Below are 24,319 nucleotides of genomic sequence, written 5' to 3' on the forward strand. Positions count from 1 at the left end.
TTTAACTCCGCTTATACAGCGGCAACCAAATCACCAGCCGTAAACCGCCAAGCGGGCTGTCTTCTGCCTTCACCCAGCCACGATGCTGCTGGATGGCGGTTTCAACAATCGCCAGCCCCAAACCTGTACCGCCAGATTCACGATCGCGTGCTTCATCGGTACGATAGAACGGGCGGAAAATCTGCTCGCGATCTTCCGGGCTAACGCCAGGACCATCGTCATCCACCGTAATGGAGATGCCGTCTTTATCTACCGCGAAGCCTACTTCAATCTTCGTATTGGAATAACGCAGGGCATTACGAACAATGTTTTCCAGCGCACTTTCCAGAGCGTTCGGGTTGCCATACAGCGGCCACGGCCCAGGCGGGAAGTTAACCGTCAACGACTTGCCCATCTGCTCGGCTTCGAACGCCGCGTTATCCAGCACTTCACTCCACAACTGGTTGGCTTTGATGGTCTCACTCACCAGCGCGTTTTTCTGCTGATTACGTGACATCACCAACAGATCGTTGATCATGCTGTCCAGACGTTGCGCTTCGGTTTCAATACGCTCCAGTTCCTTGCTTTCACCACTACGACGGCGCAGTAACGCCGTACCCAGTTGCAGACGCGTCAGCGGGGTGCGCAGCTCGTGAGAGATATCAGAAAGCAGACGCTGCTGAGAGGTCATCATGCGCTCCAGCGCGGTGACCATCTGGTTAAAACTGGCACCAGCGGCAAGGAATTCCTGTGGCCCCGCTTCCAGTTCCGGGTGCTGGCGTAAGTTTCCCTGGGCAACTTCATCGGCAGCGTTTTTCAGCTTACGCGCCGGTTTTGCCAGACTCCAGGCCAACCACAACAGCAGCGGCGTACTGACCAACATGGTGACAATCAGCAGTAATAGCGGGCGGTCAAACAGTAAGTTAATGAAATCGGATTGAGAACTGCTGGCCGGACGAATCAGATAAAGTTGGTAATTATCTTCGCCATCACGCACTGAGAACGGACCGACCAGTTCCACGCGGCCATACTTTTTCTTCTGCGGATGATCGGCGTTATCGGCCTGACCAATAAAATTACGAATGATCTGCATTTCGCTGCGTTCAGCGCCGATCACGCGGCCTTCGGTGGTCACCAATAACAAACGCTGTCCTGGCGGTGCCCACTTATCAATCGCCCGGAACAGACGCCGCCACCACATTAAATCGTTGGGCGGATCGTTCGCCAGCTCCGCTTCGACATGCTGCTCAATCATCAGACCCTGACGCTGTTCGCTATCCAGAAGCTCGGTCATCTGGCGTGAATCGAGCTTGGGTAACATTAAAACTAACATCAACACCAGCGCCAGCGTCAGCCAGAAGATGGCGAAGATGCGCGCGGTTAAGCTGCCTATCATGAAGCAGAAACCATCAGATAGCCGCGACCACGCAAGGTTTTAAACCACGGGTGACCATCTTTACGATCCGGCAGTTTACGACGCAGGTTGGAAATGTGCATATCAATAGCGCGGTCGAAAGGCGTCAGGCGTTTGCCCAGCACTTCCTGGCTTAAATGCTCACGGGAAACCACCTGACCCAGATGCTGTGCCAGCAAATAGAGCAGGGTAAACTCAGTACCGGTTAACTCCAGCGTTTGCCCGTCGAAGCTGGCTTCCTGACGGCCTGGATTCAGCACTAAGGCATCAACTTCCAGTGTCGGTGAACCGTTGTCGTTGTTTTGCTGTTGTTCGCTCCAGTGCGAACGGCGCAGGATCGCGCGAATACGTGCCACCAGCTCACGATCATTAAACGGTTTCGGGAGATAGTCATCTGCGCCCAGCTCAAGGCCGAGAACGCGATCAAGTTCACTGCCGCGCGCCGTCAACATAATGACAGGCGTCTGGTGTGTCTGGCGAAGTGCTTTTAATGTGTCGATACCATTTTTCTTCGGCATCATTACGTCAAGCAAAAGTAAATCAATGCTGTCGTCCAGAAGATCAAGCGCCTGTTCCCCATCGTGGGCAACAATCACGTTGAAGCCTTCCATCTCGAGCAGCTCCTTTAATAGGGAAGTCAGCTCTCGGTCATCATCAACTAACAGGATTTTATTCATTGTTTAAATACCTCCGAGGCAGAAATTACGTCATCAGACGTCGCTAATCCATGACTTTACGTTGTTTTACACCCCCTGACGCATGTTTGCAGCCTGAATCGTAAACTCTCTATCGTTGAATCGCGACAGAAAGATTTTGGGAGCAAATGATGCGCATAGTTACCGCTGCCGTCATGGCCTCAACGCTGGCAGTCAGTTCATTAAGCCACGCTGCTGAAGTCGGTTCAGGCGATAACTGGCATCCGGGTGAAGAACTTACGCAGCGCAGTACGCAGAGCCATATGTTCGACGGCATAAGTTTAACCGAACATCAGCGTCAGCAGATGCGAGATCTTATGCAACAGGCCCGGCACGAACAGCCTCCTGTTAATGTTAGCGAACTGGAGACAATGCATCGCCTTGTCACCGCAGAAAATTTTGATGAAAACGCTGTGCGCGCACAGGCAGAAAAAATGGCGAATGAGCAAATTGCTCGTCAGGTTGAGATGGCAAAAGTCCGCAACCAAATGTATCGCCTGTTAACGCCGGAGCAGCAAGCGGTTTTAAACGAGAAACATCAACAACGAATGGAGCAGTTGCGCGACGTGACGCAATGGCAAAAAAGTTCATCGTTGAAGCTATTGAGTAGTAGCAACTCACGTTCCCAGTAGTAAACCCTGTTTTCCTTGCCATAGACACCATCCCTGTCTTCCCCCACATGATGTGGGGTTTTTTTTTATCCTCAATTTGCCTGCTGCTTAATGCATTGCAGATGATTTGCTTCCGTTATACTAGCGTCAGTTGATAGCGGGAGTATTTATGAATCAATCTTATGGACGGCTGGTCAGTCGGGCGGCGATTGCTGCAACGGCGATGGCTTCACTGCTATTGCTGATTAAAATTTTTGCATGGTGGTATACCGGGTCGGTGAGTATTCTCGCCGCGCTGGTGGATTCGCTGGTGGATATCGGCGCGTCGTTGACGAATTTACTGGTGGTGCGATATTCCCTGCAACCTGCCGACGATAATCACTCGTTTGGTCACGGTAAAGCTGAGTCCCTCGCGGCGCTGGCGCAAAGTATGTTTATCTCCGGTTCGGCACTATTCCTCTTTTTGACGGGTATTCAACATCTGATATCTCCAACACCGATGACAGATCCAGGCGTCGGGGTTATCGTGACAATTGTGGCGCTAATTTGTACGATTATCCTTGTCTCGTTTCAGCGGTGGGTGGTGCGCCGGACGCAAAGCCAGGCGGTGCGGGCTGATATGCTACATTACCAGTCTGATGTTATGATGAACGGCGCAATTCTGCTGGCGCTGGGGTTGTCCTGGTACGGCTGGCATCGCGCCGATGCTCTGTTTGCATTGGGAATCGGCATCTATATTTTATATAGCGCGTTACGCATGGGATATGAGGCGGTACAGTCATTACTGGATCGCGCATTACCTGATGAGGAACGGCAAGAAATTATTGATATCGTGACTTCCTGGCCGGGTGTTAGCGGCGCTCACGATCTTCGCACGCGGCAGTCAGGGCCGACCCGCTTTATTCAGATTCATTTGGAAATGGAAGACTCTCTGCCTTTGGTTCAGGCACATATGGTGGCGGATCAGGTAGAGCAGGCTATTTTACGGCGTTTTCCGGGATCGGATGTGATTATCCATCAGGACCCCTGTTCCGTCGTACCCAGGGAGGGTAAACGGTCTATGCTTTCATAATCAGTATAAAAGAGAGCCAGACCCGCATTTTGTGTATAAAATACCGCCATTTGGCCTGACCTGAATCAATTCAGCAGGAAGTGATTGTTATACTATTTGCACATTCGTTGGATCACTTCGATGTGCAAGAAGACTTCCGGCAACAGATTTCATTTTGCATTCCAAAGTTCAGAGGTAGTCATGATTAAGAAAATCGGTGTGTTGACAAGCGGCGGTGATGCGCCAGGCATGAACGCCGCAATTCGCGGGGTTGTTCGTTCTGCGCTGACAGAAGGTCTGGAAGTAATGGGCATTTATGACGGCTATCTGGGTCTGTATGAAGACCGTATGGTACAGCTAGACCGTTACAGCGTTTCTGACATGATCAACCGTGGTGGTACGTTCCTCGGTTCTGCGCGTTTCCCGGAATTCCGCGACGAGAACATCCGCGCCGTGGCTATCGAAAACCTGAAAAAACGTGGTATCGACGCGCTGGTGGTTATCGGCGGTGACGGTTCCTACATGGGTGCAATGCGTCTGACCGAAATGGGCTTCCCGTGCATCGGCCTGCCGGGCACTATCGACAACGACATCAAAGGCACTGACTACACTATCGGTTTCTTCACTGCGCTGAGCACCGTTGTAGAAGCGATCGACCGTCTGCGTGACACCTCTTCTTCTCACCAGCGTATTTCCGTGGTGGAAGTGATGGGTCGTTATTGTGGCGATCTGACCCTGGCTGCGGCCATTGCCGGTGGCTGTGAATTCGTTGTAGTTCCGGAAGTTGAATTCAGCCGTGAAGACCTGGTAAACGAAATCAAAGCGGGTATCGCGAAAGGTAAAAAACACGCGATCGTGGCGATTACCGAACATATGTGTGATGTTGACGAACTGGCGCATTTCATCGAGAAAGAAACCGGTCGTGAAACCCGCGCAACTGTGCTGGGCCACATCCAGCGCGGTGGTTCTCCGGTGCCTTACGACCGTATTCTGGCTTCCCGTATGGGCGCTTACGCTATCGATCTGCTGCTGGCAGGTTACGGCGGTCGTTGCGTAGGTATCCAGAACGAACAGCTGGTTCACCACGACATCATCGACGCTATCGAAAACATGAAGCGTCCGTTCAAAGGCGACTGGCTGGACTGCGCGAAAAAACTGTATTAATGATTTCGGAAAAAGGCAGATTCCTTTAGCCTGAAACCGATGACAGAAGCAAAAATGCCTGATGCGCTTCGCTTATCAGGCCTACATGAATTCTGCAATTTATTGAATTTGCAAACTTTTGTAGGCCGGATAAGGCGTTCGCGCCGCATCCGGCATGGACAAAGTGCACTTTGTCAGCAATATGAGGCGGATTTCTTCCGCCTTTTTAATCCCCCAACATATACCCGCAAGTTATAGCCAATCTTTTTTTATTCTTTAATGTTTGGTTAACCTTCTGGCACGCTTTGCTCATCACAACACAACATAAGAGAGTCGGGCGATGAACAAGTGGGGCGTAGGGTTAACATTTTTGCTGGCGGCAACCAGCGTTATGGCAAAGGATATTCAGCTTCTTAACGTTTCATATGATCCAACGCGCGAATTGTACGAACAGTACAACAAGGCATTCAGCGCCCACTGGAAACAGCAAACTGGCGATAACGTGGTGATTCGTCAGTCCCACGGTGGTTCAGGCAAACAAGCGACGTCGGTAATCAACGGTATTGAAGCTGATGTTGTCACGCTGGCTCTGGCCTATGACGTGGACGCGATTGCGGAACGCGGGCGGATTGATAAAGAGTGGATCAAACGTCTGCCGGATAACTCCGCACCGTACACTTCCACCATTGTTTTCCTGGTACGTAAGGGCAATCCGAAGCAGATCCATGACTGGAACGATCTGATTAAACCGGGTGTTTCGGTGATCACGCCTAATCCGAAAAGCTCTGGTGGCGCGCGCTGGAACTACCTGGCAGCCTGGGGCTACGCGCTGCATCACAACAACAACGATCAGGCAAAAGCACAGGATTTTGTTCGGGCACTGTATAAAAACGTCGAAGTTCTGGATTCTGGCGCGCGCGGCTCCACTAACACTTTTGTCGAGCGCGGAATTGGCGATGTACTGATCGCCTGGGAAAACGAAGCTCTGCTGGCAGCGAATGAACTGGGGAAAGATAAATTCGAAATCGTCACGCCGAGTGAGTCTATCCTCGCAGAGCCAACCGTGTCGGTGGTCGATAAAGTGGTCGAGAAAAAAGGCACCAAAGAGGTGGCGGAAGCCTACCTGAAATATCTCTACTCGCCAGAAGGTCAGGAAATTGCCGCGAAAAACTACTACCGTCCGCGCGACGCTGAGGTAGCGAAAAAGTACGAAAATGCGTTTCCAAAATTGAAGTTATTCACCATTGATGAAGAGTTCGGCGGCTGGACGAAAGCGCAAAAAGAGCATTTTGCTAACGGCGGTACGTTCGATCAGATCAGCAAACGCTGATTTCCCCAGGATAATTATCAAACCCGGTGGTTTCTCGCGACCGGGTTTTTTATTTGTCACGATTTTGCGTTACCCTTGCATCTCTTTGAGGTACAGGGAAAAAAAGATGAAAAAAGCGGGTCTTCTTTTTTTGGTGATGATAGTTATCGCCGTTGTGGCTGCCGGTATTGGTTACTGGAAATTAACCGGTGAAGAGTCGGATACATTACGTAAGATTGTCCTTGAGGAATGTTTGCCCAATCAACAGCAAAATCAAAATCCTTCGCCATGTGCGGAAGTCAAACCCAATGCCGGATACGTGGTTTTAAAAGATCTTAATGGCCCACTGCAATATCTGTTGATGCCAACGTATCGTATTAACGGTACTGAAAGTCCTTTGTTGACCGATCCTTCAACGCCGAACTTCTTTTGGTTGGCCTGGCAGGCGCGTGATTTTATGAGCAAAAAATACGGCCAGCCGGTTCCCGATCGCGCGGTTTCTTTGGCGATCAACTCTCGCACCGGGCGTACGCAAAACCATTTTCATATTCATATCTCTTGTATTCGTCCTGATGTGCGCGAACAACTGGATAACAATCTGGCGAACATCAGCAGCCGCTGGTTGCCACTGCCAGGTGGTTTGCGCGGGCATGAATACCTGGCGCGTCGGGTAACGGAAAGCGAACTGGTACAACGCAGCCCATTTATGATGCTTGCAGAGGAAGTGCCTGAGGCGCGGGAACATATGGGAAGCTACGGGCTGGCGATGGTGCGGCAGAGTGATAATTCGTTTGTGTTGCTGGCGACACAACGAAATCTACTGACGCTGAACCGTGCTTCAGCCGAGGAAATCCAGGATCATCAGTGTGAGATTTTGCGTTAAGGCGAGGAGTTAAGGAAAGTAAGTGCCGGATATGAAATCCGGCACCTGTCAGACTTAAGCCTGTTTAGCCGCTTCTGCAGCTTTAACGATCACTGCGAAAGCGTCAGCTTTCAGAGAAGCACCGCCAACCAGCGCGCCGTCGATGTCTGGCTGAGCAAACAGTTCTGCAGCGTTAGACGCGTTTACAGAGCCGCCGTACTGGATGATCACTTGTTCAGCGATGTTAGCGTCAACTTTAGCGATGTGGTCACGGATGAATTTGTGAACAGCCTGTGCCTGCGCCGGAGTTGCAGATTTGCCAGTACCGATTGCCCATACGGGTTCGTAAGCGATAACCGCACCTTCGAATGCCGCAGCACCCTGAGTTTTCAGTACCGCGTCGATCTGACGTGCACAAACTTCTTCTGTTTTGCCCGCTTCGTTTTCAGCTTCGGTTTCACCGATGCACAGAACCGGAGTCAGACCCTGCTCTTTCAGCACCGCGAATTTTTTCGCGATCAGTTCGTCAGACTCTTTGTGGTAAGTACGACGTTCAGAGTGGCCGATGATGATGTACTGTGCGCCGATGTCTTTCAGCATAGCAGCAGAGGTTTCACCGGTGAATGCGCCGGACAGGTTCAGGTCCACGTTTTGCGCACCCAGCATGATGTGGCTGCCTTCAGCTTCGCGCTTCGCCATATCGATGTACATTTCCGGTGGTGCGATTGCAACCGCACAGCCAGCAACACCTGCCAGCTCTTTACGCAGGTTAGAAACCAGCTCGTGAACCATGTGGCGGCTGCCGTTCAGTTTCCAGTTACCCATCACTAAAGGATGTCGCATTTTAATTCTCCACGCTTATAAGCGAATAAAGGAAGATGGCCGCCCCGCAGGGCAGCAGGTCTGTGAAACAGTATAGAGATTCATCGGCACAAAGGCTTTGCTTTTTGTCATTTATTCAAACCTTCAAGCGATTCAGATAGCGCCAGCTTAATCGGTTCAACAGCGAAGGTCAGCCCCTTTTCGCCGTTGTCCGCGACAACATAACGCAGTGCACCTTCTGTCTCGGTGTAATAACGTTTGTTTTTCCCCGCCGTTAGTAGCGACTGCAGTTTTTTCTGGCTTTGTGTTTTGGTCATTAATGGGGTGAGTGTGCGGATCACCGCTGCCATGTATTCCTGAGCTTTCGCTTTCGCGGCTTTTTGCTCTGGCCCCTGGATGGGTAGCCAGGTCATTTGAATGCTTTTGATTTTTAAGGTACCGCGCTCCAGCGCTGTAGAAGCATACAAGTTCTCGTTAATTTTACTGGCAGCACGAGTGAGATTGGCTTTGTCGGGACTGCTGTCGATGGCACGAAATTCGTTCAGTGGCAGGCTGGGATTCTGGCTGTTAAAGTCTTCTCGAAACTGGCTGATGGAGAGATCGAAAGTAGGGGCTCCAGCCAGCAAATAAGGCGCGGTCGTTGCCGTATCTGGTGTTTGTGCATGCGCCGTTGTTGTAACGGTTAATGCAGAACATAAGAGAAAAAACAGCGTACACCCTGGCTTCATTGACAGTACCTTTTGTTATGACTGGCTCCGATTAAAACGATATCTGTCGCCCTTGTCAAAAGGGTAGAATCCTGGAAAAGACAACCATCAAGGAACTTACATGACCATACAGCAATGGTTATTCTCATTTAAAGGGCGTATTGGACGCCGTGATTTCTGGATTTGGATAGGCCTGTGGTTCGCAGGCATGCTGGTGCTTTTCTCACTGGCGGGTAAAAATTTACTCGATATTCAGACTGCGGCGTTTTGCCTTGTGTGCTTGCTCTGGCCAACAGCGGCAGTAACCGTTAAGCGCTTGCATGATCGCGGGCGTTCCGGCGCATGGGCATTTCTGATGATTGTGGCGTGGATGCTGCTGGCGGGTAACTGGGCGATTTTACCGGGTGTCTGGCAATGGGCGGTGGGGCGTTTTGTCCCGACGTTGATTCTGGTGATGATGCTTATCGATCTTGGTGCGTTTGTTGGCACACAAGGCGAAAATAAATATGGTAAAGATACCGAGGATGTGAAGTATAAAGCCGACAATAAATCAAGTAATTAACCTTTAATATATCTCTTACTGCTATTTTTTTCCGGGATTGTTATTTCCACGATGCAAATGACAATACCCGGAAAATCCTTCTGAACTCTTCACATTAAGCAATATCAAAAAAAATGGTAATCCATAAGATCATTACTTGTTTGTTCTTCCCTTAACGGCGCATTATTCTTAAGTCGTAATCGACAGAGAGGCGAATATACAGAGGTGCCCTATGAAAGATGTCGTAGATAAATGCAGTACTAAAGGATGTGCGATTGATATCGGTACGGTGATTGATAACGACAACTGTACCAGTAAGTTTTCGCGCTTTTTTGCCACCCGCGAAGAAGCAGAGTCCTTTATGACCAAACTGAAAGAGCTTGCCGCCGCTGCATCCTCTGCAGATGAAGGGGCCAGCGTGGCCTATAAGATTAAGGATCTGGAGGGGCAAGTTGAGCTTGATGCGGCCTTCACCTTCTCATGCCAGGCCGAGATGATTATTTTTGAGTTATCACTGCGTTCGTTAGCTTGATGGAGTTGCTTTAGAAGGAGTTAAACATGGCTTATAAACACATTGGCGTGGCAATTTCCGGGAATGAAGAAGATGCCTTACTGGTGAATAAAGCCCTGGAGCTCGCCAGACATAATGACGCTCACCTGACGTTAATTCATATTGATGATGGCTTAAGCGAGTTGTATCCGGGTATCTACTTCCCTGCAACAGAAGATATTCTTCAATTGTTGAAGAATAAGTCGGATAACAAGCTGTATAAACTGACGAAAAATATTCAATGGCCGAAGACAAAACTGCGTATTGAACGCGGAGAAATGCCGGAAACACTGCTGGAAATTATGCAAAAAGAGCAGTGCGACCTCCTTGTCTGTGGTCATCACCACTCATTTATCAACCGTTTGATGCCGGCATATCGCGGGATGATCAATAAGTTGAGTGCGGATTTGCTCATCGTGCCGTTTATCGATAAGTAACCGCTTACCAGTAATGCTCCGCTGTCATATGGCCCGGTCGGCGACGTAAATGTTTCGTCATCTGCCGGGTCTCTTTCAGTAACTGTTGCGTATCGCGCACCATCTGTGGATTGCCGCACAGCATCACATGGCTGGTTTCTTTATTCATCGGCAGGCCAACCGCGCTTTCCAGTTCACCACTTTCAATTAATGCCGGTATCCGTCCGGTGAGCGACCCCGCTGCCGTTTCCCGACTGACCACCGTCTGAATGCGCAGTTTGCCTTCGTAGCGTTTTTCCAGTTCTTGCATCAGTGGCAAATAGCTTAAGTCGGCGGCATAACGTGCGGCGTGAACCAGGACCAGATTTTTGAAGCGATCTAAATCTTTGCCCAGTTGCAGAATCGATAAATAAGGGCCAATCGCTGTACCGGTTGCCAGCATCCATAGCGTTTCGCAATCTGGTACTTCATCCAGAACAAAGAAGCCAGCTGCTTCGCTAACCACCTGCACTTCATCGCCCGGTTTCAGTGCCGCCAATCGTGGGCTTAATTTGCCATCGGGGACGGTGACCAGGTAAAACTCCAGATCGGGATTATCGGGCGAGTTAACATAGGAGTAGGCGCGCTGGACGCGTTCGCCGTCAATTTCAAGGCCAAGCTTGGTGAATTGCCCGGCGGTAAACGGAAGCACGGGGGCGTGAACGGTGAGACTAAACAGGGCGTCGGTCCAGTTCTGCACTTTAGTGACTTTGCCTGTTACCCAATCAGCCATGTTTTTCTCCTGTTTTGATTGACTTGCCTTATCTTCGTTCTCCGAACAAAAAAATTCCAGTCCCGAAGGACTGGAAGGCTCAATCGATCAAATCAATCAGAGGATGTGCACCTGCATTTCCGGGTCTTTGCGATCCAGATAGTGGATGGACTGAATGCGGCGAATAGTGCGTGACTTGCCGCGGATCAGCAGCGTTTCGGTAGTCGCGATATTGCCTTTGCGGCTAATGCCTTCCAGCAGATCGCCTTTGGTAATACCGGTGGCAGAAAAGATGACGTTATCGCTGCGTGCCATATCGCCCAGACGCAATACTTTACCGGCTTCGATGCCCATTGCTTTGCAGCGTGCCAGCTCCTGCTCGCCAATGCGACGATTCTCTTCGTTGTCGCCTTTGACGTCATGACGCGCCAGCAGACGACCGTTCATGTCACCATCTAATGCGCGGATCACCGCCGCAGAAACCACGCCTTCCGGCGCGCCACCAATACCGTACAGCACGTCAACTTCGCTGTCTGGCATACAGGTGAGAATTGAGGCCGCAACGTCGCCATCCGGAATAGCAAATACGCGTACGCCGAGTTGCTGCATTTCAGCGATAACGGCATCGTGGCGTGGTTTAGCCAGAATCGTTACCGTCAGTTCGCTCAACGGTTTGCCGAGCGCCGCCGCTACATTGCGCAGGTTATCCGCCAGCGGCAGGTTCAGATCAATGGTGCCTTTGGCTCCCGGTCCGACGATCAGCTTCTCCATATACATATCTGGCGCGTTGAGGAAACAGCCTTTATCGCCTACTGCCAGCACCGCCAGCGCGTTAGCCTGGCCCATCGCCGTCATGCGCGTGCCTTCAATCGGATCAACAGCAATATCTACCGCGTCGCCGCGACCGGTACCGACTTTTTCACCAATGTAGAGCATCGGTGCTTCGTCGATTTCACCTTCACCAATGACGATGGTGCCGTCAATGTTGACCTGGTTGAGCATAATACGCATGGCGTTTACCGCCGCGCCGTCCGCGGTGTTTTTATCGCCGCGTCCTAACCATTTGTAGCCAGCCAGCGCCGCTGATTCGGTGACGCGGGAAAATTCGATGGCAAGTTCTCGTCTCATAGCAAACTCTAAGCAGTAAGGAATGGCGCGAAGTGTAGCACAGGGGAAGGGCGGGATTATTGATGTGTGCGGGGTTGCCCCCGCACGATTCAGGACTACCGGATGCGGCATAAACGCTTCATCCGGCATTTACATTACTCGTCGTGTTCCTCCCACGCCATCGCGCGTTTGACCGCTTTTTTCCAGCCTGCGTAACGGTAATTACGCTCAGTGGTTTCGATGCCTGGACGGAACTCGCGTTCAATCACCGCTTTCTCTTGCAGCTCGTCGAGGTTCTGCCAGAAACCGACCGCCAGACCAGCAAGATAGGCCGCACCCAACGCAGTCACTTCGCGCACTTCCGGGCGCTCAACGCGCGTACCGAGAATATCGGACTGGAACTGCATCAGGAAATTGTTTGCTACTGCGCCGCCATCCACGCGCAGGGCGTGCAGACGAATACCGGAGTCGGCCTGCATTGCTTCCAGTACGTCACGCGTCTGATAAGCAATAGACTCCAGCGTCGCGCGGATAATGTGGTTAGCGTTCACTCCACGCGTTAAGCCGAAAATCGCCCCGCGCGCATACGGATCCCAGTATGGCGCACCCAGCCCGGTAAATGCCGGAACCACATATACACCATTGGTGTTTTGCACTTTCGTGGCGAAATATTCGGAATCGTACGCGTCGTTAATCAACTTCATCTCATCGCGCAGCCACTGAATGGATGCGCCCGCCATAAACACCGCACCTTCCAGCGCATAGTTTACTTCGCCAGTTGGGCCACAGGCGATGGTGGTCAGCAGGCCGTTTTCTGATTTCACCGCTTTCTCGCCGGTGTTCATCAGCATAAAGCAGCCAGTGCCGTAGGTATTCTTCGCCATCCCTTCTTTCACGCACAACTGACCAAACAGCGCCGCCTGCTGGTCACCGGCGATCCCGGAGATTGGAATACGCGTGCCGCCTTTGCCGCCAATGTTAGTCTGACCGTACACTTCGGAAGAACGACGCACTTCTGGCAGCATCTCGCGCGGAATATCCAGCACCTCCAGCATTTTGTCGTCCCAGTCCAGGGTATGGATGTTGAACAACATGGTACGAGAGGCGTTGGTGTAATCGGTCACATGGACACGGCCCTGAGTCATTTTCCAGATAAGCCACGTATCAACCGTACCAAACAGCAATTCACCACGACGCGCACGCTCGCGAGAGCCTTCCACATGGTCGAGGATCCACTTCACTTTGGTGCCAGAGAAGTACGGGTCAATCACCAGACCGGTATTGCTGCGGATATAATCTTCTAAACCGTCACGTTTTAAATGCTCGCAGATTTCTGCGGTACGACGGCACTGCCAGACAATGGCGTTATAGATAGGCTTGCCGGTTTCTTTTTCCCAGACAATAGTGGTTTCACGCTGATTCGTAATACCGATAGCTGCAATTTGATCGGAACTGATATCGGCTTTCGCCAGCACTTCTACCAGCGTGGAGCTTTGGGTGGCCCAGATTTCCATTGGGTCGTGTTCTACCCAGCCTGGTTTTGGGTAGATTTGCTCAAATTCGCGCTGCGACACGCTAATGATATTGGCATCGTGATCCATTACGACCGCGCGGGAGCTGGTGGTGCCCTGGTCGAGCGCAACGATATATTTTTTTTCAGTCATGTTTAATTGTCCCGTAGTCATATTACAGCGAAGCTTTTTGTTCTGAAGGAGTTGTGGTCTCCTTTTCTTCCACAACACAGATATCGCAAGGCAAATGGCGACCAATCAGTTTGCGGTAGGCAAATGCACCTACAATCGCGCCAACGATAGGGCCAAAAAGCGGCACCAGGAAGTAAGGAATGTCTCTGCCGCCAGTAAAGGCGACATTGCCCCAGCCCGCCAGCCAGGCAAAGACTTTCGGACCGAAGTCACGCGCTGGGTTCATGGCAAAACCCGTCAATGGGCCCATAGATGCGCCAATGACCGCAATCAGTAGACCAATCAGCAAGGGAGCCAAAGGGCCGCGTGGTACACCGTTGCCATCATCCGTTAACGCCAGGATCAGCCCCATCAGAATAGCGGTAATCACCATCTCAACTGCGAAAGCCTGCACAAAATTGATATGAGGATTCGGGTAAGTAGAGAAAGTGCCAGCCAGATCAACACTTTCAACGCTGCCGCGAACAATGTGATGAGTCTGTTCGAAGTCGAAAAATAAATTGTAGTAAAGCCCGTAAACTAAAGCCGCAGCGCAGAAAGCGCCGGCAACTTGTGAAACGATAAAAGGAATAACTTTACGCTTGTCGAAACAGGCAAACAGCCACAATGCAATGGTAACAGCGGGATTAAGATGCGCGCCGGAAACCCCTGCGGTCAGGTAGATAGCCATTGCCACCCCCAGTCCCCAAATGACACTGATTTCCCACTGACCAAAAGACGCACCAGCGACTTTTAGTGCTGCAACGCAACCCACCCCGAAAAAAATCAACAACCCGGTACCGAGGAATTCAGCAATGCACTGGCCTTTCAAGGTTGATGTTTGACTCATAATCGGATCCTGAAGAGTTAATGTTTGTTGTATGCGTGAAAGTCACGGACCTCCACGATGCTTGTAGGCATGCTGTAAACTTATCGTTAACGAGCAAAAACGAGAAATATCGAACTTAAAATGTGTGTGCTTCGTCATAAAATGAGCGTTATCGCGCCATTTATTCCATCTGATTGTACATGATGCATGTTTGTTAGATCATTCGCGCAACAAATTTATTAACATTTTCGATTGATGTGGATTATGTCACCAGGAGAAGGATGAAAAGTGTGGCAAACCGTAATCTGCAAGGCGTGCCGCTGGACAGCGATGGCGCGGCTTCATACAATCGGAGCTAACTAAAGTGCGCTCGTATTTATTAAGGCGTCACCGGTAATCGGGACGAGGATTTTTATCCATCAACGCCTTGCAATTCAGGAGAGGTATGACAATGTCATTAGAAGTGTTTGAGAAACTGGAAGCAAAAGTACAGCAGGCGATTGATACCATCACTCTGTTGCAGATGGAAATCGAAGAGCTGAAAGAAAAAAACAACTCACTGTCGCAGGAAGTTCAAAATGCCCAGCATCAGCGCGAAGAGCTGGAGCGTGAGAACAACCATCTGAAAGAACAGCAGAACGGCTGGCAGGAACGTCTGCAGGCCCTGCTGGGTCGCATGGAAGAGGTCTGATTACGCTTCATCTTTCGCGTAATTTCTTTACTGTGTAGGCCAACAGGTAACGCAGAAAAAAGGCACCTTGCGGTGCCTTTTCTATCATTCAATATCCAACGGATCTTCAGAAAGAATAATCCCGGTATTGTCGGCATAAAGATGGTCGCCGGAGAAGAAGGTTACACCGCCAAAATTGACGCGGACATCGCTTTCGCCAATGCCTTCGCCAGCGGCACCAACCGGAATTGCGGCCATTGCCTGGATGCCGATATCCAGCTCTTCCAGGTCATCTACCTGACGCACCGCGCCGTAAATGACCAGACCTTCCCATTCATTTTGTACTGCCAGACGCGCCAGTTCAGCATTGACCAGTGCGCGACGAACAGAACCACCGCCATCGACGACAAGAACACGACCACGGCCATTCTGTTCGAGCAGATCGTACAGCAACCCGTTGTCCTCGAAACATTTTACCGTGATTATTTGTCCGCCAAACGACGCCCGTCCGCCAAAGTTGGAGAACAGCGGTTCCACGACGTTAACATCTTCTTGATAGATGTCACAAAGCTCGGAAGTATCGTATTTCATAGGCTTAACATTCAGTTGCTGCGAGAATTTTCAGTATATCGCGCTATGTGGGCTGTTGGCAAAATCATCAATTGTTAATTGATATTTGTCAGTTATGCTGCCCACTGGCTTAGGAATATCCCTAAAACAAACAGCAGGTTAGTCAGTAACGCTCCCTTGACAGTGCGTTCCAGCATCGGTCGCATCGCTACCGGGTCCATTTCCCGCATCACATAACGGGCTTGCTTCACCAGTAATGGTGCCGCCAGCAGGAACAGCCAGCCCCACAGGCTATGCAGCGAAAAGAGATTAAACAGCGCCAGGCACACCAGAGAGCCCATCAGCAGGCAGGCATGATAACGACGCGCGTTCACTTCACCTAAGCGCACCACCAGCGTGTTTTTGCCATTTTCGCGGTCGCTATTGATATCACGCAGGTTATTAATGTTCAGTACTGCCGTTGCCAGCAGGCCGCATGCGGTCGCTGGAAGGATCAGTGCCGGAATCAATGTATGAGCCTGTAAATACCAGCTCCCCATGACGCTTAACCAGCCAAAGAAAACCAGTACGGAAATATCACCCAGACCGATATAACCATAAGGACGATTGCCCACGGTGTAGGTGATAGCGGCAATGATCGACAACCCGCCAAGAATCAGGAAGCCGACAAAATCGGCCAGCGTATGGCACGCCACTGCAACCAGTGCCAGCCCGGAGAGACAGATGAGCACGACGGTAATAATGAGCGCCCGTTTCATCTCTTGCTGGGTAATGACCCCTTTTTGCATGCCGCGTAGCGGTCCGATACGGTCAGGTTTATCGCTGCCTTTTACCGCATCGCCGTAATCATTGGCGAGGTTAGAAAGGATCTGTAATAGCCCGGCGGTAATCAGTGCCAGCAGGGCGACCAGCGGATCGAAGTGACCTTGCCACCATGCCAGCGCCGTCCCGACGATAATTGCAGCAAAGGCGAGGGGGAGGGTTTTAGGTCGTAAACTTTCCAGCCACGCCTGAGTTCGGCTAATTTGTTGTTCAGTCATAATACGCGCCAATAAAAATGGGGCCTTTCAGCCCCATCAAACAATGATGAAAATGATTGAACGCGATTATAGGATAAAACGGCTCAGATCTTCATCTGCCACCAACGCATCCAGATGTTTGCTCACATAATCTGCGTCAATAGTGATGGTTTGACCGCTTAAATCGCTGGCGTCGTAGGAAATCTCTTCCATTAAACGCTCCAGAACGGTATGTAAACGACGAGCACCGATGTTTTCGGTAGATTCGTTCACCTGCCATGCCGCTTCCGCGATGCGCTTAATACCGGAGTCGGTAAACTCGATATTTACGCCTTCAGTCGCCATCAGTGCTTTGTACTGCACGGTAATAGAGGCATTCGGCTCGGTCAGAATACGCTCGAAGTCGCTGGTGGTCAGTGCCTGCAGCTCAACGCGGATTGGCAGACGACCTTGCAGTTCCGGGATCAGGTCAGACGGTTTCGCAATCTGGAACGCGCCAGAAGCGATAAACAGAATGTGGTCAGTTTTGACCATCCCGTGTTTGGTGGAAACGGTGCAACCTTCTACCAGCGGCAGCAGGTCACGCTGAACACCTTCACGAGAAACATCCGGACCGGAAGACTCGCCGCGCTTACAGATTTTGTCGATTTCGTCGATAAACACGATCCCGTGCTGCTCAACAGCGTCGATAGCGTCTTGCTTCAGCTCTTCCGGATTCACCAGTTTCGCCGCTTCTTCTTCAATCAGCAGCTTCATGGCGTCTTTGATTTTCAGCTTACGTGCTTTTTGCTTCTGGCCGCCCAGGTTCTGGAACATGGACTGCAGCTGACTGGTCATCTCTTCCATGCCCGGAGGAGCCATAATTTCAACGCCCATCGGTGCTGCGGCAAGATCGATCTCGATTTCTTTGTCATCAAGCTGGCCTTCACGCAGTTTCTTGCGGAATGCCTGACGAGCAGCGGACGGTTCCTGCTGCTGTTCGGTCTGTCCCCAGTTGTTTTTAGCAGGTGGGATCAGCACGTCGAGAATACGTTCTTCTGCCAGTTCTTCAGCGCGATAACGGTTTTTCTCGATAGCCTGGACGCGTACCATTTTCACGGCGGCATCGGTCAGATCGCGAATAATAGAATCCACTTCCTTACCGACATAGCCCACTTCGGTGAATTTGGTCGCTTCAACTTTGATGAACGGCGCATTCGCCAGCTTAGCCAGACGACGGGCGATTTCAGTTTTACCGACACCGGTCGGGCCGATCATCAGGATATTTTTCGGGGTCACTTCATGGCGCAGCTCTTCGTTGAGCTGCATGCGACGCCAGCGGTTACGCAGAGCAATCGCCACAGAACGCTTGGCGTTGTCCTGGCCGATGATGTGCTTATCCAGTTCGCTGACGATTTCGCGTGGGGTCATTTCAGACATGGGAGATCCTTACGCTTTGTAGCTTAATTCTTCGATGGTGTGGAAATGGTTGGTATAGATGCAAATGTCGCCTGCAATATCCAACGCCTTTTCAGCAATTTCACGGGCGCTAAGTTCAGTGTTTTCTAACAGCGCGCGCGCCGCAGCCTGGGCGTAAGGGCCGCCGGAGCCGATAGCAATAAGATCGTTTTCTGGCTGCACCACGTCACCGTTACCGGTGATGATAAGCGATGCAGTTTCATCCGCGACTGCCAGCAGTGCTTCAAGTTTGCGCAGCATGCGATCGGTACGCCAGTCTTTTGCCAGCTCAACGGCGGCTTTGACCAGATGGCCCTGATGCATTTCCAGTTTGCGTTCAAACAGTTCGAACAGCGTAAAAGCATCCGCAGTACCGCCCGCAAAGCCCGCGATGACTTTGTCGTTGTACAGACGGCGGACCTTTTTCACGTTGCCTTTCATTACGGTATTGCCCAACGTGGCCTGACCATCACCAGCGATGACCACATGGCCGTTACGGCGTACGCTTACTATAGTTGTCACGAGCTGACCCCTTGGTTACGAATACAGAGTACAAACCCCGTACAAAAGTACGGGGCATAATGCAATTATAGATGGGGGGGATTTTGAGGGTTTCAACCCCCGGCGGCGAGCCGAATGCAGTTTGTATGACCCGCCATCTTCAAGCGATTGAGGGTGCTGTCTGCGTTCTCTTTGCCTTTCACCGGGCCAATGACCACACGATTCCAGCCATTGTTGGTGGTGATTTTCGAGTCAAAGCCTTCAAACGCCAGCTGAGCACGTACCGTCTCTGCCTGTTCCGCGCCTCTGAACGAACCGCACTGCACCATCCAGCGGCGTTCGTCTTTTTTCTCCGCCGTCGGTTTTGGCGCGTCAGCGGCACGAGCAACCGGCGCAGCTTGCTGCGGCTTCGACTGCGCGGTCGTGTGCGCAGGGGTTTGCAGCAGATCCTGGTACGGCTGCTGAGTAGAAGCCGGTTTAGACTGGCGCGGTTGCGCCTGTACCGGTGCGGCTTGCGACGTACGCGTCTGCTGCTGCCAGCTTTGTTCAGTCGTACGCGACTGCTGAGCCAAGCGTTGCTGCTCCGCTAATTGCTGTGCCTGACGCTGGCGCTGTAGCGTTTGCTGACGCTGTTCCGGCGTCTGCTCATTCCACGGAACTTCAACCAGCTGCGTTGGCTGCTGGCGCATATCGGCCTGCATTTGTTCAAGAAGCTGGCGTTGTTCTGGTGTCAGTTGCTCCGGCGTTTTCACTTCACCACCGGCAGAAGGTTCTGTAGGCGCACGCACACCTGGCTGGCGACTTTCCAGCTCTTTGATGTAGCGCCAGCGTTCTTCTGGTTTTGGTGGTAGTCCGTTTCCGGTCACTTTCTGGCTTTGCAGCGTCTCGGACTCTTCTTTCTTGTGATGCGTAATGAAGTACAGACCACCGATAAAGGTCACAAGAACGGCGGCAGCAATAGCGACCATAGCGGGAGAAACCGCAGGCAGATTTCGTTGCTTTTTCCGTGAGGTGCTCTTTTTTCGCCGCGAAGGTGCCGGTTGGCTGCGGCGTACATAATCTCGTTGTGCCACTATCGTTTCGCTGTATTTATTCGTTCGTCAGCCCGCCATGTTACTTAAGCGGCGGGCCTTTGACCAGTCACGGCAGTCTTAAAGGTTTACTTTAAGGTAACGCGCGTGTTGATCCCCGGATGATAAGTTCGCAGTCCATTAAACGAGAGCCACTGCCAACGTGTTGCCCCTGCATTTGATCAAGCAATAACAGCATAGCTTCCCGACCGATTTCGTAACGCGGCTGCGCGATGGTTGTCAGCGGCGGATCACAAAATTGCGTCAGGTCGATGTTATCAAAACCGATTATGGAAAGGTCTTCCGGGACTTTCAGCCCCTGACGTTTTGCCTGAGAAAGTGCGCCGAGCGCCATCACATCGCTATGGCAGAAGACAGCAGTAGGCGGTTGTGGAAGATCAAGCAGCTGTTGCATTGCTTTGCTTCCAGCTTCGAAGGTGAAGTCGCCACGGGCGATGTATTGCGGATCAACCATAATGCCGCAGCGACGCAGCGCCTGAACATAGCCTTGCAGGCGGTAGTGACACAGCGGCATCTCTTCGGGACCGGCTATACAACCAATCCGTTTATGCCCTTGCTCATATAAATAATTTACTGCATCAAATGCGGCGGTCAGATTGTCGATATGAACGGTAGGCAGCTCCAGTTCCGGTGCAAATTCGTTTGCCATCACCATCGGCGGCAGATTACGCTGTTCCTCAATGCTGGCATCAAACGGCAGCCTTGAACCCAGCAACAACATGCCATCAATTTGCTTGGTGATGATCAAATCGATAAAGGTTTTTTCCTGCTGATTTTGATGCGCACAGTCGCCAATCAGCACCAGATATCCGTGATTTGCCGCCGTAACTTCGATACCGCGAATAATTTCGCTAAAGAAGGGATCGCAGATATCCGGGACAATCACCAGAATGGTGCGGGATTCATTACGCTTGACGTTGCGCCCCATAGGCTGCGGTAAATAACCCACTTCCCGGGCCGCTTTTTCAACCCGATTACGGGTGGCCTGGGAGACTTTATCGGGATTCATTAATGCTCGGGAGACAGTCGCTGTAGAGACTTTTGCCTTGAGGGCAACGTCTTTCATGGTCGCGGCAGTTTCCTGCTTCTTCGCTTTCACACTCACTCCTCGCCTGACACGTCAGGCGTACTACATCCATGTTTACTTCACATCGGCAACATTTTTAGCAGATAGCGCGTGAAAACGGTTACAGAATTTTCATGAAAAGTGTGATGAATATTGAATTTTTCGATCCGCCTCGCATCGTGAGCGGTTTAACCCTCAATCGGATCGACATCCAGCACCCATTTCACCTTGCGGGAATCCGGTATTGTATTAATAAGTGCCAGCGTACCATTGATGATGTGCTGTAAGCGCACGCGGGAAGGGTGCTGCAACAAAATTTGCCAGCGCCAGCGACCGCCACGTTTAGGTGCCAGCGCCGGAACCGGACCGAGAACCCACAGTTTGTCGTCTGCCAGCGGGCTGGAGAGGATCAGATTACGCAGTTGTTGCAGGAACAGCGGCGCATGCTGATTGTTATGATCTTCCGCACGCACAATCACATGGCTGGTCCACGGCGGCAGCTGCATCATCCGTCGCTCAGCCAGCGCCTGTTCGGCAAAGGCGTCGTAGCCTTTATAGAGCAACGTTTGCAACAGAGGATGTTCCGGATGGTGCGTTTGCAGCACCACTTCGCCCTGTTTACCCGCACGCCCGGCACGACCGGCGACCTGGGTGTAAAGCTGGGCGAAACGCTCTGCCGAGCGAAAATCGGCAGAAAACAGCGCGCCGTCCACATCCAGTAACGCTACCAGCGTCACATCCGGAAAGTGGTGACCTTTCGCCAGCATTTGCGTGCCAATCAAGATCCTCGCGCCGCCGCGATGCACTTCCGCCAGTTGCTGTTCCAGCGCCCCTTTGCGGCTGGTGGTATCGCGGTCGATACGAGAAATGGGCACGCCGGGGAACAGCGGCGCAAGCGTCTGTTCAAGCTGTTCGGTGCCCAGCCCCACCGGCACCAGGTGCGTGGAACCGCAGGAAGGGCACTGGCGCGGCACCGGACGCTGACTGTCGCAATGGTGGCAGCGCAAATGCTGTTGCGCCTGATGCAGCGTGTAGTAGTGATCGCAACGTGGGCATTCGGCTATCCAGCCACAGTCGTGGCACAGTAGCGCAGGCGCAAACCCTCGGCGGTTAAGAAAGAGGATAACCTGATTGTTGGCCTGTAAATGCTGGCGCATACGGGTGATTAACGCCGGAGCCAGCCCCGCCTGCACCTTCTGACCTTTTAAATCCAGCACGTGTTGAATTGCCGGACGCGCATTCCCCGCCCGACGCGTCAGGCGCAGCAGGCGGTATTTTTTCTGCTGGACGTTGCATAACGTTTCCAGTGCGGGTGTTGCGGAGCCAAGAATAATCGGGATTTGCTCACTGTGCGCACGATAAACCGCCAGGTCGCGGGCATGATAGCGCCAGCCTTCCTGCTGCTTGTAGGAACTGTCGTGCTCTTCATCAATGACAATCACGCCGAGATTTTTAAACGGCGTAAACAGCGCGGAGCGGGTGCCGATCACAATCGCCGCCTCACCATTTTTCGCTTTCAACCACGCCGAAAGACGCTCGCTGTCGTTCAGGCCGGAATGCAGAACTTCCACGGGGGCATTAAAACGTTCACGAAAACGGGCGATAGTTTGCGGTGTCAGGCCGATTTCCGGCACCATCACCAGCGCCTGTTTGCCCTGAGCGAGCACGTTTTCCAGTACACTGAGATAAACCTCCGTTTTACCGGAACCGGTAACGCCCGCCAGCAGCCAGGCAGAAAAAGTATCTGCCGCGCTATGAATTGCGCCAACGGCGGTGGCCTGTTCGGTATTCAATCGCAACCGCTCACCAGAAACGGCATAGTTCGTTCGCCAGTCGCTAAACTCTGGTGTTTCACTTGCTAAATCACACAGACCTTTTTTGCGCAGCGCCTGCAACGCGGCATCATTAAATTCAAGTTCCGCGACCTGATCACGCCAGATTTTGCCTTGCCGTAACGCTGCCAGCGCCTGTTGTTGCTTGGGCGAACGTTTCAGGCTGTTCAGATCCACCGCCTGACCTTGTTCAGTGGCAAACCAGTACCACATCGGCGCGTTCGCCGCAGGCCGCCCCTGGCGTAGTAAAATCGGCAAGGCATGAAACAGCACATCGCCAATCGGATGATGATAGTAATCCGCCGCCCATAGCAGTAATCGCCAGACGGAGTGAGTAAACACCGGCTCAACGTCCAGCACTTCAACTACCGCTTTCAGCTCGTTGAGCGGCAGCTCGCTGACATCGCTAACTGACACCACAACCCCGATGCGCTCCTGCTGTTTGCCAAACGGCACGCGCACGCGACACCCGGCTTTGACCGTCATGCCTTCTGGCAGCAGATAGTCAAAGGTACGGGGAAGCGGAACGGGCAAGGCAACGTGGGCAACGGGCATAGCATCATCCTGACTTGAAATTCGGTGGGTTAGTATACACATTGCCGTAGAAGAGTGCGGATCAGTTTGCATACGCTGGTTAATTTCTGTATGATTTCGCGCCTTCGTACGAAATGATCGTATTGAAGCTATACTTTTAACATCGCGTGGTGTCTGGCGTTAGGGCTGGAAGAGCGACGCGGCCTTAAACCGAGGTTTTCCCATGAAAAAAGATATTCACCCGAAATACGAAGAAATTACTGCTAGCTGCTCTTGCGGTAACGTAATGAAAATCCGCTCCACCGTTGGTCATGACCTGAACCTCGACGTGTGCAGCAAGTGCCACCCGTTCTTCACTGGCAAACAGCGTGATGTTGCTACCGGTGGCCGTGTTGACCGCTTCAACAAGCGTTTCAACATCCCGGGCAGCAAATAAGACCGGATTTCCGAAAAAAGCGCCGCATGGCGCTTTTTTTGTGCCTGAATTTTGGTCGTATTACCACGAAAACAGCGGCCACTCTTTGGCAACCGTGGTGAGTTGTGGCGCGTCGAAAACGGCTTGTGGCGAGACCACCGTTTCCTCAAGCGGAATATTTTTGCCGTAGCGTTCTTTGAGCTTTGCCTGAACCAGCGGGTTACTAAGGTCGAACTCTTTCAACTTCTGCTGCTCGCCCACGCGCATTCCCAGCGCATTCTGATAAACCTTCCACACCACTTCCGAACAGTACTGGCGATCGTCGCTCCACGAGAAGCTGAAATCGTACGGTTTGCCGAGATAACGTTTTGCCGTTTGCGCCAGTTTTTGCTGTTGTTTAACACTCAGTCCGCCTTCAACGCGGCGAACAACGTATTTGCCCTTTTCACCATGGGCAATCCACTGCTTGAGCGGGGTGTATTTCACCGGGCCGACCGCTTCAAAAACGTAGGGCTTTTTGTTACGCATCACCAGCATACCGGTGTGGCTGTAATCGGAATGGGTCGCCAGTTGGATCGCTTTACTTTGCGATGAGCGAGAGATTTGAAAGATGATGTCGCCAGTTTGCGGCTGCCAGGCAAAGGCAGGCACAGAAACCAGCAGGCTGAGGATCAGTAGCCTGATTTTCATCGTTAAACGTCCATGTATGAAAAAA

At 51.8% G+C, this 24,319-nt stretch carries 26 protein-coding genes; 10 read left to right on the forward strand and 16 right to left on the reverse strand.

Annotated elements, in window-relative coordinates; translation table 11 throughout:
* Position 1: 1 nt before the first annotated feature.
* Complete coding sequence (cpxA, locus tag ACJHYR_RS18485) at positions 2-1,375, reverse strand: envelope stress sensor histidine kinase CpxA (protein ID WP_072837527.1); 1,374 nt, start codon at positions 1,373-1,375, stop codon at positions 2-4.
* Entirely contained in the window at positions 1,372-2,070 is a 699-nt protein-coding gene (gene cpxR, locus ACJHYR_RS18490) for an envelope stress response regulator transcription factor CpxR (RefSeq protein ID WP_001033722.1), read from the reverse strand. Before cpxR ends, cpxA begins: the two co-directional genes overlap by 4 nt.
* 149 nt (positions 2,071-2,219) lie before the next feature.
* On the opposite strand from cpxR, the gene cpxP reads away from it, so the two are divergent.
* The 5 genes from cpxP to cdh all read left to right on the forward strand — a co-directional run bounded on the left by cpxP (position 2,220) and on the right by cdh (position 7,085).
* Positions 2,220-2,720 (forward strand): cell-envelope stress modulator CpxP, encoded by a 501-nt coding sequence (gene cpxP, locus ACJHYR_RS18495; RefSeq protein ID WP_001223800.1) that lies wholly within the window; start codon positions 2,220-2,222, stop codon positions 2,718-2,720.
* A 148-nt stretch (positions 2,721-2,868) separates the two neighbouring features.
* On the forward strand, positions 2,869-3,771 hold the full coding sequence (fieF, locus tag ACJHYR_RS18500; protein WP_001076742.1) for a CDF family cation-efflux transporter FieF: 903 nt from the start codon (positions 2,869-2,871) through the stop codon (positions 3,769-3,771).
* 180 nt (positions 3,772-3,951) lie between these two features.
* Positions 3,952-4,914, forward strand: coding sequence for a 6-phosphofructokinase (gene pfkA, locus ACJHYR_RS18505; protein ID WP_000591795.1), 963 nt, complete (start codon positions 3,952-3,954; stop codon positions 4,912-4,914).
* Between the two features lie 319 nt (positions 4,915-5,233).
* The gene (gene sbp / locus ACJHYR_RS18510; protein WP_001045689.1) at positions 5,234-6,223 is read left to right on the forward strand and encodes a sulfate/thiosulfate ABC transporter substrate-binding protein Sbp; all 990 of its coding nucleotides are present in this window, start codon (positions 5,234-5,236) and stop codon (positions 6,221-6,223) included.
* 106 nt (positions 6,224-6,329) lie between these two features.
* Positions 6,330-7,085 (forward strand): CDP-diacylglycerol diphosphatase, encoded by a 756-nt coding sequence (cdh, locus tag ACJHYR_RS18515; RefSeq protein ID WP_000708998.1) that lies wholly within the window; start codon positions 6,330-6,332, stop codon positions 7,083-7,085.
* Between the two features lie 54 nt (positions 7,086-7,139).
* On the opposite strand, the gene tpiA is transcribed toward cdh, so the two are convergent.
* Positions 7,140-7,907, reverse strand: a complete 768-nt coding sequence (tpiA, locus tag ACJHYR_RS18520; protein ID WP_001216325.1) for a triose-phosphate isomerase — start codon at positions 7,905-7,907, stop codon at positions 7,140-7,142.
* 107 nt (positions 7,908-8,014) lie between these two features.
* On the reverse strand, positions 8,015-8,614 hold the full coding sequence (locus ACJHYR_RS18525; protein WP_000802226.1) for a YiiQ family protein: 600 nt from the start codon (positions 8,612-8,614) through the stop codon (positions 8,015-8,017).
* Between the two features lie 100 nt (positions 8,615-8,714).
* Between ACJHYR_RS18525 and ACJHYR_RS18530 the strand changes: the two genes are divergently transcribed.
* From ACJHYR_RS18530 to uspD, 3 genes are all read left to right on the forward strand, one after another.
* Positions 8,715-9,155: a DUF805 domain-containing protein gene (locus tag ACJHYR_RS18530; protein ID WP_000155255.1), complete on the forward strand. Its 441-nt coding sequence runs from the start codon at positions 8,715-8,717 to the stop codon at positions 9,153-9,155.
* Between the two features lie 211 nt (positions 9,156-9,366).
* Positions 9,367-9,666, forward strand: a complete 300-nt coding sequence (locus ACJHYR_RS18535; protein ID WP_000655986.1) for a DUF406 domain-containing protein — start codon at positions 9,367-9,369, stop codon at positions 9,664-9,666.
* Positions 9,667-9,692: 26 nt separating this feature from the next.
* Positions 9,693-10,121 (forward strand): universal stress protein UspD, encoded by a 429-nt coding sequence (gene uspD, locus ACJHYR_RS18540; RefSeq protein WP_000323555.1) that lies wholly within the window; start codon positions 9,693-9,695, stop codon positions 10,119-10,121.
* Between the two features lie 4 nt (positions 10,122-10,125).
* Here the strand turns inward: uspD and fpr are convergent, their stop codons facing one another.
* The 4 genes from fpr to glpF all read right to left on the reverse strand — a co-directional run bounded on the left by fpr (position 10,126) and on the right by glpF (position 14,490).
* The gene (fpr, locus tag ACJHYR_RS18545; RefSeq protein WP_000796322.1) at positions 10,126-10,872 is read right to left on the reverse strand and encodes a ferredoxin--NADP(+) reductase; all 747 of its coding nucleotides are present in this window, start codon (positions 10,870-10,872) and stop codon (positions 10,126-10,128) included.
* A 96-nt stretch (positions 10,873-10,968) separates the two neighbouring features.
* Positions 10,969-11,979: a class II fructose-bisphosphatase gene (gene glpX, locus ACJHYR_RS18550; protein ID WP_001250644.1), complete on the reverse strand. Its 1,011-nt coding sequence runs from the start codon at positions 11,977-11,979 to the stop codon at positions 10,969-10,971.
* A gap of 134 nt (positions 11,980-12,113) precedes the next feature.
* On the reverse strand, positions 12,114-13,622 hold the full coding sequence (gene glpK, locus ACJHYR_RS18555) for a glycerol kinase GlpK (protein ID WP_000136788.1): 1,509 nt from the start codon (positions 13,620-13,622) through the stop codon (positions 12,114-12,116).
* 22 nt (positions 13,623-13,644) lie between these two features.
* Positions 13,645-14,490, reverse strand: coding sequence for a glycerol uptake facilitator protein GlpF (gene glpF, locus ACJHYR_RS18560; protein WP_000084268.1), 846 nt, complete (start codon positions 14,488-14,490; stop codon positions 13,645-13,647).
* Positions 14,491-14,914: 424 nt separating this feature from the next.
* On the opposite strand from glpF, the gene zapB reads away from it, so the two are divergent.
* Positions 14,915-15,160 carry a septal ring assembly protein ZapB gene (gene zapB / locus ACJHYR_RS18565; protein ID WP_001296623.1) on the forward strand — a complete coding sequence of 82 codons (246 nt, stop codon included), beginning with the start codon at positions 14,915-14,917 and terminating at the stop codon, positions 15,158-15,160.
* Between the two features lie 84 nt (positions 15,161-15,244).
* Here the strand turns inward: zapB and rraA are convergent, their stop codons facing one another.
* From rraA to priA, 7 genes are all read right to left on the reverse strand, one after another.
* Positions 15,245-15,730: a ribonuclease E activity regulator RraA gene (rraA, locus tag ACJHYR_RS18570; RefSeq protein ID WP_001590974.1), complete on the reverse strand. Its 486-nt coding sequence runs from the start codon at positions 15,728-15,730 to the stop codon at positions 15,245-15,247.
* 92 nt (positions 15,731-15,822) lie between these two features.
* The gene (gene menA, locus ACJHYR_RS18575) at positions 15,823-16,749 is read right to left on the reverse strand and encodes a 1,4-dihydroxy-2-naphthoate polyprenyltransferase (RefSeq protein WP_000139496.1); all 927 of its coding nucleotides are present in this window, start codon (positions 16,747-16,749) and stop codon (positions 15,823-15,825) included.
* 66 nt (positions 16,750-16,815) lie between these two features.
* Positions 16,816-18,147 (reverse strand): HslU--HslV peptidase ATPase subunit, encoded by a 1,332-nt coding sequence (gene hslU, locus ACJHYR_RS18580; RefSeq protein ID WP_001293344.1) that lies wholly within the window; start codon positions 18,145-18,147, stop codon positions 16,816-16,818.
* Between the two features lie 9 nt (positions 18,148-18,156).
* A complete protein-coding gene (gene hslV, locus ACJHYR_RS18585) occupies positions 18,157-18,687 on the reverse strand; it encodes an ATP-dependent protease subunit HslV (protein ID WP_000208242.1) in 531 nt (176 codons plus the stop codon).
* A gap of 92 nt (positions 18,688-18,779) precedes the next feature.
* Complete coding sequence (gene ftsN, locus ACJHYR_RS18590) at positions 18,780-19,739, reverse strand: cell division protein FtsN (RefSeq protein ID WP_000068834.1); 960 nt, start codon at positions 19,737-19,739, stop codon at positions 18,780-18,782.
* 91 nt (positions 19,740-19,830) lie between these two features.
* Positions 19,831-20,856, reverse strand: coding sequence for a DNA-binding transcriptional regulator CytR (gene cytR, locus ACJHYR_RS18595; RefSeq protein ID WP_000644904.1), 1,026 nt, complete (start codon positions 20,854-20,856; stop codon positions 19,831-19,833).
* 155 nt (positions 20,857-21,011) lie between these two features.
* Positions 21,012-23,210 carry a primosomal protein N' gene (gene priA, locus ACJHYR_RS18600; protein ID WP_001309112.1) on the reverse strand — a complete coding sequence of 733 codons (2,199 nt, stop codon included), beginning with the start codon at positions 23,208-23,210 and terminating at the stop codon, positions 21,012-21,014.
* Between the two features lie 202 nt (positions 23,211-23,412).
* On the opposite strand from priA, the gene rpmE reads away from it, so the two are divergent.
* Positions 23,413-23,625: a 50S ribosomal protein L31 gene (gene rpmE, locus ACJHYR_RS18605; RefSeq protein WP_000710769.1), complete on the forward strand. Its 213-nt coding sequence runs from the start codon at positions 23,413-23,415 to the stop codon at positions 23,623-23,625.
* A gap of 60 nt (positions 23,626-23,685) precedes the next feature.
* Here the strand turns inward: rpmE and ACJHYR_RS18610 are convergent, their stop codons facing one another.
* Positions 23,686-24,294: a YiiX family permuted papain-like enzyme gene (locus ACJHYR_RS18610; protein WP_000702310.1), complete on the reverse strand. Its 609-nt coding sequence runs from the start codon at positions 24,292-24,294 to the stop codon at positions 23,686-23,688.
* Positions 24,295-24,319: the final 25 nt, after the last annotated feature.

It is taken from the genome of Escherichia sp. WS1450, assembly GCF_046487395.1.
Lineage (GTDB): Bacteria > Pseudomonadota > Gammaproteobacteria > Enterobacterales > Enterobacteriaceae > Escherichia > Escherichia coli.